General features: G+C 43.6%; 18 protein-coding genes. 16 read left to right on the top strand and 2 right to left on the bottom strand.

From position 1 onward, the window contains the following. Positions 1 to 732: 732 nt before the first annotated feature. From CWC29_RS09800 to CWC29_RS09735, 13 genes are all read left to right on the top strand, one after another. A complete protein-coding gene (locus CWC29_RS09800; protein ID WP_128726520.1) occupies positions 733 to 1290 on the top strand; it encodes a hypothetical protein in 558 nt (185 codons plus the stop codon). A gap of 107 nt (positions 1291 to 1397) precedes the next feature. Next, positions 1398 to 1793, top strand: coding sequence for a hypothetical protein (locus CWC29_RS09795; protein ID WP_138524409.1), 396 nt, complete (start codon positions 1398 to 1400; stop codon positions 1791 to 1793). Positions 1794 to 1955: 162 nt separating this feature from the next. Further along, positions 1956 to 2789 carry a rhombotarget lipoprotein gene (rhlP, locus tag CWC29_RS09790; RefSeq protein WP_128726522.1) on the top strand — a complete coding sequence of 278 codons (834 nt, stop codon included), beginning with the start codon at positions 1956 to 1958 and terminating at the stop codon, positions 2787 to 2789. A gap of 380 nt (positions 2790 to 3169) precedes the next feature. After that, positions 3170 to 3691: a P-loop NTPase family protein gene (locus tag CWC29_RS09780; protein ID WP_128726523.1), complete on the top strand. Its 522-nt coding sequence runs from the start codon at positions 3170 to 3172 to the stop codon at positions 3689 to 3691. Between the two features lie 121 nt (positions 3692 to 3812). Next, a complete protein-coding gene (locus tag CWC29_RS09775) occupies positions 3813 to 5204 on the top strand; it encodes an SWIM zinc finger family protein (protein ID WP_128726524.1) in 1392 nt (463 codons plus the stop codon). Beyond that, entirely contained in the window at positions 5198 to 6709 is a 1512-nt protein-coding gene (locus CWC29_RS09770) for a DUF5691 domain-containing protein (protein ID WP_138524411.1), read from the top strand. The genes CWC29_RS09775 and CWC29_RS09770 overlap by 7 nt, the downstream gene beginning before the upstream one ends. A 106-nt stretch (positions 6710 to 6815) precedes the next feature. Beyond that, positions 6816 to 7895 (top strand): ATP-binding protein, encoded by a 1080-nt coding sequence (locus tag CWC29_RS09765; protein ID WP_128726526.1) that lies wholly within the window; start codon positions 6816 to 6818, stop codon positions 7893 to 7895. 9 nt (positions 7896 to 7904) lie between these two features. Then, a complete protein-coding gene (locus tag CWC29_RS09760) occupies positions 7905 to 10190 on the top strand; it encodes a DUF5682 family protein (RefSeq protein WP_193554561.1) in 2286 nt (761 codons plus the stop codon). After that, on the top strand, positions 10178 to 11386 hold the full coding sequence (locus tag CWC29_RS24090) for a VWA domain-containing protein (protein ID WP_138524413.1): 1209 nt from the start codon (positions 10178 to 10180) through the stop codon (positions 11384 to 11386). The genes CWC29_RS09760 and CWC29_RS24090 overlap by 13 nt, the downstream gene beginning before the upstream one ends. A 119-nt stretch (positions 11387 to 11505) precedes the next feature. Continuing rightward, positions 11506 to 11826 (top strand): DMT family transporter, encoded by a 321-nt coding sequence (locus tag CWC29_RS09750; RefSeq protein WP_138524415.1) that lies wholly within the window; start codon positions 11506 to 11508, stop codon positions 11824 to 11826. A 345-nt stretch (positions 11827 to 12171) separates the two neighbouring features. Continuing rightward, positions 12172 to 12639 carry a DUF4265 domain-containing protein gene (locus CWC29_RS09745; protein WP_138524417.1) on the top strand — a complete coding sequence of 156 codons (468 nt, stop codon included), beginning with the start codon at positions 12172 to 12174 and terminating at the stop codon, positions 12637 to 12639. Between the two features lie 140 nt (positions 12640 to 12779). After that, positions 12780 to 13154, top strand: a complete 375-nt coding sequence (locus CWC29_RS09740) for a GFA family protein (RefSeq protein WP_138524419.1) — start codon at positions 12780 to 12782, stop codon at positions 13152 to 13154. Between the two features lie 31 nt (positions 13155 to 13185). Further along, complete coding sequence (locus CWC29_RS09735; RefSeq protein ID WP_235956558.1) at positions 13186 to 13578, top strand: GNAT family N-acetyltransferase; 393 nt, start codon at positions 13186 to 13188, stop codon at positions 13576 to 13578. Here the strand turns inward: CWC29_RS09735 and CWC29_RS24085 are convergent. After that, positions 13496 to 13738 carry a hypothetical protein gene (locus CWC29_RS24085; RefSeq protein ID WP_328820801.1) on the bottom strand — a complete coding sequence of 81 codons (243 nt, stop codon included), beginning with the start codon at positions 13736 to 13738 and terminating at the stop codon, positions 13496 to 13498. The genes CWC29_RS09735 and CWC29_RS24085 overlap by 83 nt on opposite strands. Before the next feature lie 241 nt (positions 13739 to 13979). On the opposite strand from CWC29_RS24085, the gene CWC29_RS09730 reads away from it, so the two are divergent. The 3 genes from CWC29_RS09730 (at position 13980) to CWC29_RS09720 (ending at position 17493) form a co-directional block, all read left to right on the top strand. Next, on the top strand, positions 13980 to 14399 hold the full coding sequence (locus CWC29_RS09730; protein ID WP_138524423.1) for a hypothetical protein: 420 nt from the start codon (positions 13980 to 13982) through the stop codon (positions 14397 to 14399). Positions 14400 to 14629: 230 nt separating this feature from the next. Next, entirely contained in the window at positions 14630 to 16012 is a 1383-nt protein-coding gene (locus CWC29_RS09725) for a Na+/H+ antiporter NhaC family protein (RefSeq protein WP_138524424.1), read from the top strand. 134 nt (positions 16013 to 16146) lie between these two features. Continuing rightward, the gene (locus tag CWC29_RS09720; RefSeq protein ID WP_138524426.1) at positions 16147 to 17493 is read left to right on the top strand and encodes a DUF2254 domain-containing protein; all 1347 of its coding nucleotides are present in this window, start codon (positions 16147 to 16149) and stop codon (positions 17491 to 17493) included. A 12-nt stretch (positions 17494 to 17505) separates the two neighbouring features. Here the strand turns inward: CWC29_RS09720 and CWC29_RS09715 are convergent, their stop codons facing one another. Then, a complete protein-coding gene (locus CWC29_RS09715) occupies positions 17506 to 18207 on the bottom strand; it encodes a hypothetical protein (protein WP_128726534.1) in 702 nt (233 codons plus the stop codon). Between the last annotated feature and the right edge of the window lie 12 nt (positions 18208 to 18219).

The raw sequence follows: 18219 nt of genomic DNA, 5'->3' as shown, positions 1-18219 counted from the left end.
TATGGTTAATTTTAAAGCTTTGTAGTTAATTCCATGAATGGTGTTGAGTACAAATATTGAGCATTTTTTAATGATCACCAATTGTTACTAATTAGGGTTTGTAATAAGGCTGAACTTTTTATAAAAAAATAAAATATGAGTAATTATTGCACATGTGACTTTGTCTATTTTTTGTTGCATATCTCTTGATAAAGCTGTATGGCCCTCGACTAGGTTTTCCCTAGCGTAAGAGCAGCGCTAAACTTTAGCCAGAGCTGGTTTTTAAATTGAATAAAAAATAAGAGAGTGGAATTAATCTAAATTTGCTGGTCGAAATGAATTGCAAAGAACAGTCAGTGTTAATTACTGGGTTGGCAAATCTAATTTGGTGGATGCAAAAACGATTGCAACGTTGAAACTAAACGATACAGTTAATTACAATCGGTAGATAACCCGCTTGTCAGTGTACTTTTGAAACCGTTCTCTCTATTTAGGCGTAATAAAAAGTCTTGTAAAAAGGGGTTGAGATGATTTAATAAAAAGCATAAATACTCACAGGGGTTGCTGAGAAAGCCATTCAAAATTTGACCCTTTCTACAATAATTCACGGCCATAGCATTTTCCAAATTAGCACTCGATGCGACGAGTCTCTTATGAAGTTCGCGTTACGACTGAGAATTTCGTCATGACAGAATGCTGTGATAAACAAGACCGGCCACTGTTTTATCAGGAAATTTGAAGCAGGAGAGATCTATGAATTTAAAGGACAGAACCATTTATCCCATTATCAAAGCTGGCAATTGGACTGGTATGCAATATGGTGCGCTGTATTCAATTTTAATCGGGCCTGAAGAAGCACCTGAAGTCGTGATTGGTTTTGGTTACGATACACCTGAAAACTTCGTTTTTCTCACACATCAAGATGGCGAGGCGGCTGATTTAAATACCATAGTGCAACAGGCATTTCATAATATTGATGCGTTAGATGTGCTCTTTACACCGTCACAAGTGCTTGATAATAAAGTGTTAACAGCTAGTGGTAAGTCCTTTAGCAGTGAGGCCATTTTATCTAAAACACAAATGCTTAAGGCGCACCAAATGTTGAATGCTGAACAGTTGTTGGTATCAATTGCAAGAAGAACAGGACTAATGGTCATCGCAAGGGACGCATCGGACGATCTGCTCGATAAGTTTATCTATTTACATAAAGATGCGTGGAACGATGATAGCTATGGTAATGCACAAATCGCGGATAGATTATTTTTATTAGAACAAGGTGAAATCATTGGATCCATGTCATTGGCTGATTAATAAACCAGCTAGGCGATTAGGTATGTCGAGGATGGATAAGCAAACAAGCGTATATTAGATTTCAATGGAATTAACTCTTAGATTTAAGTGATAAGGAAGTAATTAAAATGAACCTGATGGAATGGGTACAGGCGACATTGCCTGAGCTGATGTCTGATCATGAAATTAAACCCGCTTCAGCTGAGTCTTTGGTGATTTTTACAGCGAAAGCAACAGTGCAATTAGTACCCAACGAAGTGATAGCGCAATTAGTTAGCTTCTATGCTCATCTCGCTGAAGTGCCATGTTTAGATTCCCTTGTCGTGCATCATTGTGACGACCCCATTATTTTTGAGTGGTGGGGCGATAAAGAGCTGTGGTTAGGCTCCAAAGATTTTTACGTTTTACGTTGGTCGGCAGAAAAAGCGTGTTTTTGCATTGGAGATGTGAGCAATGTGAGTTTCGGGGAAGACGAAGAATTCCCCGATTTTAACGATGCCGTTATTCATTTGGCAACGTTATAAACTAGTAGCATATAAACAATCAGCTTATTATTTTTCGAACTTGTTTTCGTTATTTGCTGAGTTATAAAAATACAGAACCGCTGTTGCGATTAAGTGATGCGGGCTAATACAAACGGTAACATATTTAGTTTATACCTATAACAACACGCGGTAAGGAAGTTTATGATTTTTAAAGGTTTGATTATCTCTATGTGTATGCTTTTGCTCACATCATGCAGTGCGCTTGTCAGCCAAAATACAGGCACAAAAACGCAATCTAGCAGCTTAATGACCTTTTTATACCCAAATGAAAGTAGCCGGACAGTGCGTCAACCAGAAATACCAGTGTTAACATTGCCAGTGAGGGTTGGAGTGTCGTTTGTGCCATCTTCACAGTGGCAACATGCTGGTATCCACAACAAAGGTCAGGTTGAGTTGCTCGAGAAAGTAAAGCGCGCCTTTGCTCAGTATGAATATATCGATCGTATCGAAGTGATACCGAGCAGCTACCTACAAGGAGGTGAGGGATTTACGACTCTAGAGCAAGTGGGAAGGTTGTATGACGTTGATGTCATGGCACTGATTTCGTACGATCAAGTAACCCAGTCTTTAGAAAATAATGCAGCGTTTCTCTATTGGACCATCGTGGGAATGTACATAGTGCCTGGGAATGAAAACACGATTCAAACATTTGTCGATACAGCCGTTTTCGATATCAAGAGCAAAAAGATGTTATTTAGGGCGCCGGGATTAAGCAAGCTAGAAAAAAGAACGACAGCAGTTGGAGTAGACTCGGTGATCACTGAAAAATCTTTAGAGGGCTTTAGCTTGGCCGTCGAAGATATGATACCTAACTTGGAGGCTGAACTCTCAAACTTCAAAAAGCGAATAAAGGAAGAAAAAGTCGCTAAAGTTGAGCATAGAAACGGCAGTAGTGGCTCGATAAGTTTATTTATGCTTGCTTTATTAGTGCTCACTGTGTTCTTTAGAGCGAGGCCGCACTCGTTAACTAAATAAGTCTTTGGTCGTGAGCTGTATCTAAGGCGGTGGTTTAGCAAACCTAAACTGGTTAAACGTTTTAATCGAGCATGTGCTTCACTTATAGTGCTATCTGGCGGCAACTTAGTGTTGAGTTGACAATAGCGATGCCAAAGTTAGTGATTCGCTTGACCACAAAGTGATGCTATTTCTCAATTCACTCATCGGGCCTTGTGCGTGCTTGACAATAACTAATCATTACGTGAAAGTATCGTTATGAATATAGAACTATTTCTCACAAGTACACGAATTATTACCATTCCTTAGGAGTGGTGGTTTTGTGTGCTTTTTTAATGAACCCACCAAAGTAAGGTGGGTTTTTTTGTATCTGCCTTGTGGGGCCACAGCAAGGAGGTTACATGAAGAAAATAGCAGTTTTTGGTAAACCGGGAAGCGGCAAGTCTACGGTGAGTAAAGGACTGGCCGCGGCAATATATATTCCGTTATATCAATTAGACTCGATGCTCTACCAAGCAAATGGCGAGTTTGTTGACAGAGCCGCTTTTGATAAAGCACATCAAAACATATTGAATACTGATGCGTGGATCATTGATGGCTTTGGTCCGCTAGATGCGTTTAAACAGCGCTTAGATGCAGCAGATACCTTAGTCTACATCGACTTACCATATCGAGTGAGTTATTGGTTTGTGATAAAACGTCTGTTAAAAAGCATAGTTACTAAGCCAGAAGGCTGGCCTGATGGTAGCTCAGTGTTTAAAGGGACGATTGCCAGTATTAAAACGTTAAGGCGTTGCCCGCAATTTTGGAATGAAGAATTCTTATCGCAGTTAGAGCAAAGCGCGCAAACCAAAACGCTCTATGTGATTAAGTCGGTTGCGGCGCTCGATAGTTTTGTACACCAACATAGTGAGCGTAAATAACACCGATTCAGCAGTCTTATCAATACGTCTATTACTCGGGATTTGGTATTAGGCGTAGATCTAAAAACCATCTCGCCATATAATGGGAACAAATATGGACGTAGTGTGACACATTGGAAATATGGAAATCTCACTTGAAACAATTCAGGAGCTTGCGCCCGATCAAGCTTCTCTAAAAGCCGCAAAAGGTTTGTTAAAACCAGCAAAATGGCCAGTACTTGGACAAGCTTCTGAGATCAATACGATTTGGGGAGAATGTCAGGGGTCAGGCTCAAAGCCGTATTACACTGTCGCTGATGTGGTCGATCATGGCTATAAATGTACCTGTCCATCTCGAAAATTTCCTTGTAAACACGTATTAGCGCTGTTGTGGCAATTTTCCGATGCAGGCTCAAGCTTTACTGAAGCTGAGGTACCACAATGGGTTACTGATTGGTTGGGTCGGCGCCGGCGAGCCCCTACAAACAATCAAACGCAAGAGACAAAAACAACCCCGAGCAAAGACATTAATGCCACCGCTGAGGCTAGTGAAACATTAAGCGCAGAAGAGTTGGCTAAAAAAGAAGCACAGCAGAAACAGCGCGCTGCGCAAAGTAAAGCAAAAACAGAGGCCTGCGTAAGTGACGGTTTAATTGAGTTTCAGCAGTGGTTAGATGACCAATTAGTGAATGGTATTAGCCAGCTCATAAAGGAAATAACAGAACGTTGTCGCCGAATTGCTGCACGTTTGGTTGATGCAAAAGCCACTAATTTTGCGGCTCGCATTGACGAGTTGCCCGCAAAAATCATGCCTCTGTGTTCTACCTTACAGCCACAAGCGGTTTATCAAGAGCTCGGTAAATTGGCACTACTGAGTGAAGCTTGGTTTGTTGATTGTGACAATATTGATGTTCGCAGAGCCATTGTAACGGGGGAAACACGGGAGCAAGTGCTATCCAACCCGCACTCAGTCCGAGTTAAGGGTATTTGGGAAACCGTTGGAGAGCGTATTGAAACCCGTAAAGATGGTCTAATCGCCCATTCAAAATGGTTGATAAACATAACAGAACCTCATGTTGAACCGGCCTTGTTGCTTGATTTTTACCCTGCAGCAACAGGGCGAAAAACGGTGAGTAATAGCATTGGCAGGAAAATTGAGGGTGAGCTCATTTTTTACCCAGCTAAAATTTTGCAACGCGCTTTGTTAGGTGAATATAAAGCGTTTGAGGGGAAGTATGATGAAGCTGAGCTCGCTGTTATGGATCATCAATTGCAATTTCAGCGTCATTTAAGTGCGACGCCTTGGATAGAAGAGTTTCCTGCGATATTAGGTGCAGGTCGAGTGCTAGACGATGGAAAAGGGACGTTTTGGTGGTGTTCAAGTGACGGTACGCAGACGCTGGTGCTGAGCAACAATGAAGTCAATCCCGTGATATTAGGTAGCGAACTTGAGCGGGCATTTGTCGTCTCTTCGGGCTCTAAGGGGACGCTTCTGAGCGTAACAACAAAAAATTGGGGGGTTATTGCATGCTAAGCAACGTTGCTAGGGATGAGCTATTAAAAATCGACGCACTTTATAAACGTTGGTTAGTAGGCGGTAATGCAGCGACATTAACAGCGCAATGTTTACCATCTAGTTGGGCGTGTAAAGACGGTGAGCGGACCGAGATACAGCAACGCAGAATGGCACTCATTTTGGCTGTGCAACAGCGTGAATGGTTATTACGTCAAGCTCCACCATCTAATTTACAAGCAAAGTCTGCATTACCCTCACTTACGTTGCCTTGTCTAATCGACTCACTGAGACCGAGCTTTCGTACTTCCCTTGCTCATCTTAAGAAGCAATATTTTGCATCAACTAAGCATTTGTTAAATTTGCTTTTAGATAGAGGGTATTGCGCGCATCCTGCAGATTGGCTTCCGCAGGTAAATGACGAGGTCCCTGCTATTTATTGGCCTTGGTGTGAATGGGTGGCAAATCAACATCACAGCGCGTCGAACCTACAGGGTGAACCGTTGACGAAGGAAAACTGGGACGATTTTTTCCCTGCGCAGCGTTTGGCACTGCTTCGGGCATTACGACGCAGTAATGCTGCTGAAGCTAGGGAGCTCATCGCTGCTTGTGCACACAAAGAAGCTGCGGATAAGCGACTAAATATCATCGAAGTTTTAGGAATTAACTTACAAGCTGACGATCAGCCTTATTTAGAAAGTTTAATAAACGATCGTGCAAAAAAGATTGTCACCTTGTCTCAACAATTGTTGGCCAGACTGGGCGTTGGGAGTGCCAAGGTCGAGGGCGTAGAGCAGTCTCAACTTGCACCAGAGCTGGCACAGTGGTTTGAAGTCAAAAAGTCAGGACTGCTAATCAAGAAAATTGAGGTCGTTCCCGCTTTACTGAAAAGTAAAAAGCAACAAGCATTGCGCTCTGAGTGGCTACAAGTGGTATCGCTGTCGGCATTTGCCCAAGCGCTCGGAATAGAGTTATCGATTCTTGTTAAGCATTGGCAATTTAGTCAGAACCGACAACATGATAACGAGTGCTTTGTCGGTAACGCGGTTGCTAACCTATCTGATGAATACATTCATCTTATGATTGAGCAATTATTGGCGTCACTACCTGATTATCCGGATGGGTTGAGCTTGCTGGCTTTATTTCTGCCAAGGATGGATCAAACCTACCGCAGCAAAATCATGTTTGACTTACTGACTAACCACAAAGTCCAATTAAGTTTTGCTGATTGTATGGACTACGTGAGCCAGCCACAATTGGAACTGGACTGGCAATTGGTGTGTAAGACTCAGGCTTGGCAGGCGTTAAGTGTATTGATAAGCAAGCAGATAAAAGAAACTAACCATATTGACGAATACACCATAACTCGGGAATTGATGGCACTTGGTTTATTGCTGCCAGCAAGTTGCGCACGCGAGGCGTTAAGTCAAATACTCGCACTCGGTGTGGTGAATGTAGATCCCATGCTCGATATGCTTAAATTTAATATTCAATTATCGGATCTGAAACCAATTTATTCTAATTAAAAAATTTTAAACGCAGTTAGCGTCAGATTTGCTCCTTCAAATTGAGTAAGTACTAAGACAAATTGGCCTGATTGCAGATCAGGGTTAATACAAAAAGGAACTAACTATGAGTGGCATCCTTCGCCAACCGGCAGAAATCACTTATCAAACAGAACTAGATGCACTAAAAGCCGAGGACGTAGGCAATAAACCTGAAAATTGGGCGTTATCGCCGCAGGCAGTGGTAACGTATTTGCTGGGTGGTAAAACTAAAAGCGGTGTTGAAATAAGTCCAAAGTACATAGGTAATCGCCGATTAATTGAAACCGCGGTAGCAACACTTGCAACCGATCGCGCTTTATTGTTACTCGGTGTGCCGGGCACGGCTAAGTCTTGGGTGTCTGAACACCTTGCTGCGGGGATCTGTGGTAACAGTACTCAGGTTATTCAATGTACAGCAGGCACAGACGAAAACCAGATCCGCTACGGTTGGAACTATGCACAGCTTTTGGCAAATGGGCCAAGCCGTGAAGCGCTCGTGCCAACACCTTTATATCGTGCAATGGAATCAGGGACGCTTTGCCGCCTTGAAGAGTTAACGCGCATGGGTTCGGACGTGCAAGATACGTTGATCACGGTATTGTCAGAAAAAATGTTACCAATCCCGGAGTTGAATGAAGCCGTCTATGCCCAACGAGGCTTTAATATCATTGCGACAGCAAATAATCGTGATAAAGGCGTGAACGAACTGTCGGCTGCATTAAAACGCCGCTTTAATGTTGTGGTGCTGCCCCTACCGGATGATATGGCGCAGGAAATATCAATCATCTCAAAACGCGTCGCAGAAATGAGCGCGAGCTTAGAATTACCGATGCCACTGGATGCACAAAGTGAAATTGAAAAAGTAGTCACTATGTTTAGAGAATTACGTGGCGGTGAAACCCTTGATGGTAAAGTAACACTCAAAACGCCGACAGGAAACCTTTCAACAGCGGAAGCAATTGCTGTGATGGTTGGTGGACTGAGTCAAGCAAATTGGTTTGGCAATGGTAGATTAGATGCTGAAAACCTCAGCAGCAATTTGGTTGGCGCTATTGTAAAAGACCCCGTGCAAGACAAAGCGGTGCTTGAAGAATACTTGGAAACGGTGCTTAAGAAACGCCCAGCCTATTCGGACTATTACAAGATAATCAACGAAGTATTGTAAGGACGTGCTATGTCGAACGTCCATTACTTTGGCATTCGCCACCATGGACCTGGGTCAAGCCAACGACTCATGGCCGCATTACAGGCATTGCAGCCCCAGTGCATATTGGTAGAGGGGCCAGCAGATTGCTCCGCGCTATTACCAATGTTGGCGGCAAACGATACGCGTCCACCCGTTGCCTTGCTAGCTTATGCCGCTGGAGATGCAACACAAAGTGTGTTTTATCCTTTTGCTGAGTATTCACCAGAATATCAGGCGACTTTGTACGCCATCAAGCACAGCACTGAGTTGGCCTTTATTGATGTGCCTGTAAACATCCAATTGGCATCACAAGCACAAGCAAGTGATGAAGCCGAGCAGACGCAAGCCGAGGAGGATAAAACTAGGGAAGGGCATGGCGAAACGCGTGCACTGACCTCAGATCCGATCGCTGTGTTGGCAAACTTAGCTGGTTATGAAGATGGTGAAGCATGGTGGAATGACTTAATAGAGCAAAGTCACGGAAATGACCTTGAAGTGTTTAACGCGGTGAGCTCGGCAATGGCGGCTCTGCGTGAAAGCATAAATCCTGCTCATCCAGCCATACAGCGTGACCTAGTGCGTGAAGCTTACATGCGACTTGAAATAGCCAAAGCGAAAAAGCATTGTTCAGGTCCTATCGCCGTTGTATGTGGCGCGTGGCATGTTCCCGCTTTACAAGAAAAGCACACTGCAAAAAGCGACCGAGAGTTAATTAAAACATTGCCTGCAAAGCTCTCTGCAAAAAAACTAAAGGCAACTTGGGTGCCTTGGACTTCCGCCCGTTTGTCTAGTGCCTCTGGGTATGGTGCCGGGGTAACAGCACCGATGTGGTATCAACATTTATGGCAACAACAAAACAACGCCAACTTGGTGACCCATTGGTTAGTAAAAGTCACAGAGCAAATGCGCTTAATTGGCCAAGTTGTGTCGACTGCTTCGGTCATTGAAGCGACACGCTTATGTCAAACGTTGGCTGCGGTGCGCGGCCGACCATCTGTTGGTTTTGAAGAAATCCGAGAGGCTGTCATTGCGTGTTTATGCTTCGGTGAAGCTAAGATTTGGCAGCAAATTGAAGCCAAGGTGTTGTTGGGCGCCGAGGTTGGTGAGATCCCAGCTGATGCGCCTTTGATCCCACTGATTGAAGATTTACAACAGCAACAAAAGAAGCTCAAACTTAAACCAGAAGCATTGCCACGAGATCTCTCTCTTGACTTACGTAGTGAAGCGGGAGAAGGAAAGTCTGTTCTATTGCACCGTTTAAACATTCTCGATATTCCTTGGGGGGGGCTCAGTGATAGCGGCAAGAGTCGAGGCACATTTCGTGAAAACTGGCGGTTAACTTGGCAGCCTGAATATGCAGTGAAACTGGTTGAGCACCTTGTGTACGGTAGCACCATTGCGCAAGCTGCAAACACTAAAATGACTGAGCAAATGCGTACGCAGAGGAGTTTGAGTAAGCTTGCAAGCTACGTTAGTGGGTGCCTAGAGGCTCAGCTCGATCAGGCGGCTAGTATCGGAATAACACTGCTCGAAAAACGGGCTGCACAATCTAGTGATTGTATTGAATTGTTGGAGAGTATTCCGCCTTTAATTGATGTGAGCCGTTACGGTACTGCCCGTAAGATATCGCTTGGTCATATAGAAGAACTGATTGAAAGATTGACCGTTCAAGCCGCAATTTCAATTCCTTACGCTTGTCGCAATTTGGATGATGATGAGGCGTCGCACTACCACAGAGCATTGAGTGCAAGCCACCATGCCTTACTTGTGACGGACTGGAATGGAGCGGTTGAAAGCCAGTGGTGGAAAGCACTAAATACCTTGGTTGAGAGTGGTCAAACTAGTTTGCAGCTCGCTGGGCTTGCTGCAAGGCTCATGTATCAAGCGGACAAAATGGCGACTTCTGAACTTGAGCTGCTGCTTGGAAAAATGCTCTCAGCTGCAGTGATACCCGCAGATGCTGCCAGATATTTTGATGGCTTTTTCTCTGATGCGGTTGACCGACTTTTGTATGACGACATACTGCTTAGCGCAATAGAGCATTGGCTAGTGGGATTAGATGAAACCGCTTTTGTTGAATGTTTACCCTTATTTAGGCGGATATTTGCTTCGCTTGATGCGATGGAGCGCAAACGTTTGATAGATAGAGTGTTGCTAGGTAGAGAAAAGGTGAGCGTTGAATTTACCATCAATGAGCGTGCGCTACAGAGCTGGCCTCAACACTTGGCTAGCATTTCAACATTATTGAATGGGGGTAAGCAGTGGCAGATGTAAAGCAAGCGTCCGTATCGCAATCTAGCACCGAATCTGAGGCTGAAAAAGATCGTCGCTGGCGGTTGGTGCTTGGTGCAGATCCTGAAGAAAATGATGGACTGTCGGAGTCAGATAAACGTTTAAATGCAGCTTTAAGTGCAGTTTATGGTAGTAGTGAAAGTGCGAAAGGCCGGGGTAGTTTATCGCGCTCAGCACCCAAAGTTTCCCAATGGCTTGGCGATATTCGCAGTTTTTTTCCAACGAGTGTTGTACAGGTAGTACAAAAAGATGCATTTGAGCGACTGGGATTGAAGCAAATGCTAATGGAGCCCGAGTTTCTTTCAGCCATAGAAGCGGATGTGCATTTAGTTGCTGACCTTGTGAGCCTTCGCTCAGTAATGCCAGAAAAAACGGTGGATACCGCACGGCAAGTGATCCAAAAAGTGGTTGATGAACTGATGCAGCGATTAGAGCAAAAGACATCGGAATCCATACGAGGCGCAATTAACAAGTCTAAGAAGACGTTTAGACCTCGTTTTAATGATATCGATTGGCACCGTACCATTCATGCCAATTTACGTCATTACCAGCGAGACTATAACACCATAGTGCCCGAAAAACTGGTGGGTTTTATGCGCCAGCAGCGCCGTATCACAGATTTAGATGAAGTGATTTTATGCGTTGACCAATCAGGCTCTATGGCTACCTCAGTTGTGTATAGTTCGATTTTTGCAGCAGTGATGGCCTCCATCCCTGCTGTAAAAACACAACTAGTGTGCTTCGATACGGCAGTCATAGATATGACCGAGGAGCTGCAAGACCCTGTTAGCGTGCTGTTTGGTGTACAGTTAGGTGGTGGAACGGATATCAATCAAGCAGTTGCATACTGCGAAGAAAAGATAGAAAGACCATCAAAAACGCACTTGATCTTAATTACTGATCTGTTCGAAGGCGGTGATGAAAAAGCGCTCAAGGCTCGTGTCGCAAATTTGATCAGGCAAGATGTGAACGTTATCACTTTGCTGGCGCTTAGTGACGATGGCAAACCTGCTTATGACAGTACAATGGCAGCTGACTTCGCTGCAATTGGTTCACCTGTTTTTGCCTGTACCCCGGATCAGTTTCCTGAATTGATGGCTACAGCACTGAAACGTGAAGATGTATTGGCTTGGGCTGCAAACCAAGATATTAAAACGGTACGCGCACCTGAAATATAAGCTGTGTGTAGAAGCTTGAATTAACTTCTCGGGCGTGCTAATTTTCTCTCGCTCTGGTGGACGACCTCCAGAGCAGAGCTTTCTTTTACTGGCGGGGACGACCCCATTTTGGAGTTGTCATGAGCTGGTTGCTACTTGTTTTTGCAGGTTTATTGGAAGTCGCTTGGGCTATTGGTTTGAAATTTACCGGCGGTTTTACTAAGCCTGTTCCCTCGATTATTACATTAGTGGCGATGGCCGCAAGTTTCTACTTCCTCAGTATTGCACTTCGAACTTTACCTCTTAGCGTTGCTTATTCCGTCTGGGTTGGTATTGGCATGGTAGGGTCGATTATTGTGGGCATTGTCTATTTTAAAGAGCCTTTGTCATTATTTAAGCTACTCAGTTTACTGTTGATAGTGATGGGGATTATCGGCCTAAAACTATTCTCGCAGAGTTAGCGCTATTCACACCCAGGATCGGGCGGGGTACTTGCTATATTGTGAAGAAATCTAGTTAGCCCTGCCCATCGAAAACGGTAAATTTGCGCATTTAATCTGAGCTCGCCATTACATTTGCCCCAGTCTCTGTCGTTTCGCAAGCTTTCAATTAACAATTTAATTCAGGTTAATTTATTTTCTATAGGCTACAGCTTAATTTTCTCTTCAGTTTAGCTGCTGCATCATGTTGGTAATCTAAGCCCATATACAAGTAACACATTGTAATTGTGGGTAACTTTTATTTGTTGGACTTACGGTCGGTTAGATAAAACGAGATCAGTCCATGTAAAGGCGGTTTGTATCCATATGAATGATGTAGTTACTGACAAAGTACGGTTTACTTTTAAAAACCATCCCCAAGGATGTGCTGAAGAATTTATTGTTGCTATGGCAGTAGGCGATAACATTTATCAGATAAAAGGCGCTCCGCTTTTTGCTTTTGGTGTTAACTATGACGACCACGTTTTGGTTGCACCAGATACCAAAGGTTCTTTAGAAGTTATCGATATAGTGGCTCGAAGTGAGTACCACTCTTTGCGGATCCGCTTTACAAACGAGTTAGAAACTGCCAAAAACATAGAGTTGCTTCAAGAGCTTACTCTATCTGGCGTGGAGAGCGAGCAATTTGATAATGGGCGCTTTGCGTTGACGGTTTCACCGCAAAGAGAATACGAATCTTTTATCGATATTCTGCATTATTATCAGGAGCTTGGAGTGTTGAAGTATGAACTTGCCGGCGAGCCTCACGATAGCTTTGAAGGTAACCGTGCGTAACTACGAGATACCTAACTAATGCTTCACAAATTCAGTGGCTTAGTGTTCAGTTTTATGTTTCACTTGGAACCCTAATAAGCACGATAGTTTACTTTCGTACTTAATTTATAAAAACTGTTAAATGCTAAGGAAACACAAGGATGGCTGTCAATTTTGTTGGAGGGTGTTTATGTGGGCATATCCGTTTTACTGCAACCGGAGTACCTCATAACCCCCATACTTGCTCCTGTAAAATGTGCCAACGGCACAGTGGTGCGTTAACTGTCGCTTGGGTAGAGTTCGCAAGTGAAGAGGTAAGCTGGGATGGGCCTGGCGGTGCGCCTAAGGTGTGGCGTTCATCGGATTATTCATCGCGCGCTTTTTGCCCTGAGTGTGGTAGCACATTAGGTGCAATAGATGACGCGCCTATCATTGCACTAATGCTCGGCGTTTTTGATGCCAATAGCCGTAAAACCCTAGAACCCAAATCCCACTCTTATATTTCAAGAAGGCCAAAGTGGTGGCGTATAGGGTGAAGTTAACCTAAGCGTCGTATGTGAGTAAATTATGACTTATTACGCTATCGAAGATGCGTTGTGGCCTGAGATCCTAACGCTACAAAGTCAGGCGTATCATGATGTTGCGCCAGAAACTGTGGATATCCTAAAAAGTAAATGGATGTGCTCGCCAAAGAGTTGTTTTATTTTTAAACAACATCGAGCCGTGAATGCCTATTTACTGGCGCACCCTTGGTACGATGAAAGGCCGCCGAGTTTGTTTACATTACTTCCTGAACAACCGGCTAGTTCGTCGTTGTTTCTACATGACCTAGCTGTTTCACAAGCCGTATCTGGGCAGGGAATTGGAGCCTTGATGATTAAACGCTTAGTTGAGTTGGCGACCCAAATGGGGTACTGTCGCATTCGGCTCGTGGCTGTACAAAATAGCGTAGGGTTTTGATTGAAACTAGGGCCTGTAGACCTTTGCTGTTTGATTTTTGTTCTTCTGAGTGTGTTTTGGTCGCGGCGCTCGACTTGCCGCCTAGTAATCTAGGCAAAAGTTGAGCAACAATGAACAAAGCGCACTCAGGTGAACCCAAAGGGCAGCGCTTGATTGGCATTTCTACTGTGTTATCGCCAGACTTACATAGAGTGACTATGCTACGCAGGCTCTGCCTTGTATAAATGCCAGTCAAACTGCTGCAAAAACAAACTTGAAAGATCAACAGGCCCTAGGCTTTGTCCCAAAGCCAGTTAAGATATGCAAAAGTTATGGTGAAGATGCGCAGCTGATGGAGATGAAAGTGTAAGGTGCGCCAGCTAAGGTTGGAAGTCATAAAAGTAGCCATATGGTAATTTACGATGATTAAAAAAATAGTAATTATATTCTCGCTGCTGTTTGCATCTAGTCACGGCAGTGCCGATGAATTAAAGCCATTCACAAGCGATGGCTGTAGTGCATTTCCTGATGGTACTTTGGCGCAAAATGAACTGTGGTTGAGTTGTTGCACTGCACACGACCTTGCCTACTGGAAAGGTGGTACCGCTATAGAGCGCGAAAATGCCGACATTGCCTTGCAAAAGTGTGTTGCTGCGGTAGGTCAAGAAGAAGTGGGAACCTTGATGCTAGCGGGTGTGCGACTTGGTGGGTTGCCTTATTTGCCTACGCCATTTCGTTGGGGGTACGGGTGGTCTTATCCTAGACGCTACGCCGAATTGACCGCTGAAGAGATAGAGCAAGTAAATAAGCACATGGCAAAACTAGCATTAGACAAAAAATAAATTGACGCAAAGTCAAATTCTGTATATTTTCTCCGCGATGTTTCAATGAGGGCCATACAGTCAACTCGTCAACCCAATATTAGGCAGATCCTCACATGCATTAAGTGCCTGTGATTTTAACCTTTTGTTCTGAATTTGGGAAATGGATAAGACTGCATCAATCGCTGTTTATAGCTGACGTTGCGTCCCTTTTTTCCGCTGCTCAAATTCCTTTGATTTGGGAAGTTCGCATGGCTGAGCCAAGTGCAATTAGCATCATTCCCCCAGTCGTCGTATTGACGCTTGCAATTATCTTACGTCGTCCTATCTTGTCCCTTATTTTAGGGGCGCTTGTAGGACTCGCATTGTTAGACCCTGCTACCATATTGGCAAATTTTGCTGATGCTTCGCTAAAAGTGATGGGCGATGAAACTATCGGCTGGCTTATTCTGGTATGTGGTACGTTTGGTGCTTTGATAGCGCTGTTGGTGCACACGGGCGGTGCCTTAGCATTTGGACGTAATGCATTGAAAATGGCAAAAGGGCCAAGGTCGTCTTTGCTTATGACCTATTTTTTAGGTGTGATCATTTTTATTGATGACTATCTTAATGCGCTGACGGTAGGTGAGACGATGCGTCGTGTTACCGATAAGTTTAAGATTTCTAGGGAAATGCTTGCCTATGTAGTGGATTCAACCGCTGCGCCCATCTGTGTTTTAGTACCGCTTTCGACTTGGGCGGTGTTCTTTGGAGGTTTGTTGGTTGATAACGGTGTCGCGGGAGAAGGACAGGGGGTCAGTACCTATATTCAGGCAATTCCATATATGCTGTATGCTTGGGTGGCCGTAATTATGGTGCCACTGGTGATACTTGGTATTGTGCCACTATTCGGCCCAATGAAAAAAGCAGAGCTTGCAGCTAAACAAGGACAACCTGCGCTTGAACAGGTTGATTTGGAAGAAGTACATACACCGGATCACTATGCTGCAAAAGCCATTGAGCAGGAATTTGAACAAGCCGACACTCAAGGTAAACTAGTTAACTTTTTGGTGCCTATTGGTTTGCTCGTGGCGTTTACGGTGTACTTTGACATTGATGTATGGAAAGGCTTGTTAGCGACTTTGGCAGTGACCATGCCATTTTATATGGTGCAAAGGTTGATGCCGCTTGCAGACATGCTTGAGCAAATGATCAATGGTTTTAAATGCATGCTACCCGCGATAGGAACGGTTATCGCCGCATTTATCTTTAAGGATGTGTGCGATCAACTGCTATTGCCACAATATGTAATAAACGCACTGAGTCCTTATATGACGGCCGGTTTGCTGCCTGCGATGGTGTTTTTATCTATGGCTATTTTGGCCTTTGCAACAGGCTCTAGTTGGGGGATCTTCGCCGTGACTATTCCTATCGTGATGCCATTGGCCGTTGCTGTAGATGCTAATATTCCTCTGGTGATAGGCGCATTGTTGTCGGCATCATCATTTGGAAGTCAGGCATGTTTCTACTCGGATTCTACGGTATTGGCAGCCCAAGGCTCAGATTGTAACTTAGTCAGTCACGCCATCACTCAGCTACCTTATGCGTTGATTGCGGCTGCAATTGCCTTTGTTGGCTTCTTGATCATTGCATAATCGAAAGTAGGTTTTTAGGGTTAGTTCTGCTAACCCTTCAAAGTTAACTTCCCAAAATACTTGCTGTTTTACTTACTCTATTGCATTAGCCTTGCTAGGCTATATAACCAGACTCTCAAAGTGTAAGGATAGTAATGTTCACACCTCGCAAGTTGGCCGAAAATTATCGCGAACTGATAAGTAGTATCGGTTTCTACCCCTCTTTACTTGCAGTTGCATTTTTTGTTTTCGCGCTCATAACCACGGCACTTGAATATGCAGCTCCTATCAATAGCTTTAAAGAGCTTATAGCGATTGTACTGGTCGACAGAGAAGAGAACGCACGAACTATTTTAAGCACGCTCGTGGGGAGTATCATCTCATTGACGGTATTTAGCTTTTCAATGGTGATGATTGTGCTGAATAATGCCAGTGCAGGGTTGTCACCTAGAGTACTGCCGGGCCTTATCACAAGAAAGTCGCACCAGCTGGTATTGGGGTTTTATCTCGGGAGTATCATTTATGCCATCATTATGCTGATAAACATTCGTGGCGTGGGCAATGGTGAAACAGGGATCCCTGCGTTAGGGGTTTTATTTTCGCTGGTGTTTGGATTGATCTCTTTAGGCTTTTTTGTGTTTTTTATCCATTCAATCTCCCGTGCCATACAGGTCGATAATGTGCTAAATGACCTGTTCAACAATACCAAAAATGAGATGAAGAATATTATCATCAAACAGCAAGAGCAGCCTTTTGATAATTTTCCTGACTTCTCAAGTTGGCATAACCTACCCAGCACAGAAGAGGGGTATTTTAAGGGAGTACACAGTGACAAATTGTGTGCGTTATGTGAGCAACATGACTTAAAAATATATATTGCAGTTAAACAAGGGTTTTTTACCGTTAAAGGCTACCCGTTTCTTAAGTGCAACAAGGATCTTAGCGAAGATGAGGCACTACATGATGCGTTACTTAGCTGTTTTATTTTTTATGTTGAAGAGTACATCAGCGACCATTATCGCTATGGCTTAACACAAATCTCAGAGATTGCAGTGAAGGCCATGAGCCCAGGAATTAATGACCCCGGTACTGCGGTAAAGGCGATTGATATGCTGAGTATTTTACTTATCCAGCGGTTGGATATTTGCGATGTGAACTACTCCTTTAAACACGCTAAAAATGAGCCGCTTTTATATATTCACGAAGCGTCTTTTGATGAATTACTACATGATAATTTTACTCCGATAAGAAACTATGCAAAGACCGATGGTTATGTCATGGTCAATGTGTTGGAAGCGTTTAAAAATATATTGTTTCGCTCAAGTGCGGATCAACAAGCGACGGAGAGTTTATTTAATTACTTAGAAGCCATCATCGACGATGTGCGTAATACCATCACTAACCCATTTGATCGTCAACGGATCATTGAAATGCTCGAGGCTATTGAGAAAATTAATGGCGACAAAGGAGAAGCGCTTATTACTCAATTTAAACGAGAATAAGCGCGAACTTTTTTAATTCAGCGCAAGCTTAGCGAGACCGGCGGCAATGGCAGAAAGGGAGAGTAACCTGAGTAAAATGATAGCAATATCAGAGCTGCCGCCCGCAGAAGTATTTCGATAAACTAAGGGGTAGTCAAAGAATATAAGTAAGTAGAGTAAGTCAAAAAAACCGATCCGAGTGCCATTGAGCTCTACTTTTGTACCATCTTTTAATAAGATTTCAGCAAAATTTAAATTGGCTGTGGTTTTTATTCTCACACTTTTTCGATCATTCAACAGTAAGTAATGAAAGGTGATTTCAGTAATGTCTTCTCTAGCAATTTTTTGCGTACCAGTTACCTTTGTTTTTATCGCTTTGGGCGAAATGGTTAATTGGTTTTTCGACACGTCCATCACCCATTGAGAGCCAAAGCCAAATTTTTTGTATAGCATGATTCTTTTAGTAAAGAAAATAATTAAAAATGCGATTAAACAAGCAGGAAAAGCGATATAGCGTGGGTACTCACCATCAATAAACGACGCTGTAATCGCCAAGGCAAAGACTAACAATGCAAATAAAAACTCAGCGCTACCGCTGAGCATACCCAGTGCGGCTATAGATTTGAGTGATACTTGAGAGTTATCGTTCAATTCATTTTTGTTTTTCAGACTCACATATTTGAACCACACTTTATCCGTTAATGATAAATCAAGTGTGTGTTTAGCTAACGACATGAAGCGCTTCCT

Origin of the sequence: Pseudoalteromonas galatheae (assembly GCF_005886105.2) — a bacterium.
GTDB classification, from domain to species: Bacteria; Pseudomonadota; Gammaproteobacteria; order Enterobacterales; family Alteromonadaceae; genus Pseudoalteromonas; species Pseudoalteromonas galatheae.
This window is presented reverse-complemented; position numbering and strand designations above follow the sequence as displayed.

Coding starts and splice junctions, on each gene's coding strand:
- CWC29_RS24085 (WP_328820801.1), bottom strand. CDS start 13,738: ATGCCAATCAAGCGCTGCCCTTTGGGTTCACCTGAGTGCGCTTTGTTC.
- CWC29_RS09770 (WP_138524411.1), top strand. CDS start 5,198: ATGCTAAGCAACGTTGCTAGGGATGAGCTATTAAAAATCGACGCACTT.
- rhlP (WP_128726522.1), top strand. CDS start 1,956: ATGATTTTTAAAGGTTTGATTATCTCTATGTGTATGCTTTTGCTCACA.
- CWC29_RS09715 (WP_128726534.1), bottom strand. CDS start 18,207: ATGTCGTTAGCTAAACACACACTTGATTTATCATTAACGGATAAAGTG.
- CWC29_RS09720 (WP_138524426.1), top strand. CDS start 16,147: ATGTTCACACCTCGCAAGTTGGCCGAAAATTATCGCGAACTGATAAGT.
- CWC29_RS09800 (WP_128726520.1), top strand. CDS start 733: ATGAATTTAAAGGACAGAACCATTTATCCCATTATCAAAGCTGGCAAT.
- CWC29_RS09780 (WP_128726523.1), top strand. CDS start 3,170: ATGAAGAAAATAGCAGTTTTTGGTAAACCGGGAAGCGGCAAGTCTACG.
- CWC29_RS09750 (WP_138524415.1), top strand. CDS start 11,506: ATGAGCTGGTTGCTACTTGTTTTTGCAGGTTTATTGGAAGTCGCTTGG.
- CWC29_RS09745 (WP_138524417.1), top strand. CDS start 12,172: ATGAATGATGTAGTTACTGACAAAGTACGGTTTACTTTTAAAAACCAT.
- CWC29_RS09775 (WP_128726524.1), top strand. CDS start 3,813: ATGGAAATCTCACTTGAAACAATTCAGGAGCTTGCGCCCGATCAAGCT.
- CWC29_RS09730 (WP_138524423.1), top strand. CDS start 13,980: ATGATTAAAAAAATAGTAATTATATTCTCGCTGCTGTTTGCATCTAGT.
- CWC29_RS09725 (WP_138524424.1), top strand. CDS start 14,630: ATGGCTGAGCCAAGTGCAATTAGCATCATTCCCCCAGTCGTCGTATTG.
- CWC29_RS09760 (WP_193554561.1), top strand. CDS start 7,905: ATGTCGAACGTCCATTACTTTGGCATTCGCCACCATGGACCTGGGTCA.
- CWC29_RS09735 (WP_235956558.1), top strand. CDS start 13,186: ATGACTTATTACGCTATCGAAGATGCGTTGTGGCCTGAGATCCTAACG.
- CWC29_RS09740 (WP_138524419.1), top strand. CDS start 12,780: ATGGCTGTCAATTTTGTTGGAGGGTGTTTATGTGGGCATATCCGTTTT.
- CWC29_RS09765 (WP_128726526.1), top strand. CDS start 6,816: ATGAGTGGCATCCTTCGCCAACCGGCAGAAATCACTTATCAAACAGAA.
- CWC29_RS09795 (WP_138524409.1), top strand. CDS start 1,398: ATGAACCTGATGGAATGGGTACAGGCGACATTGCCTGAGCTGATGTCT.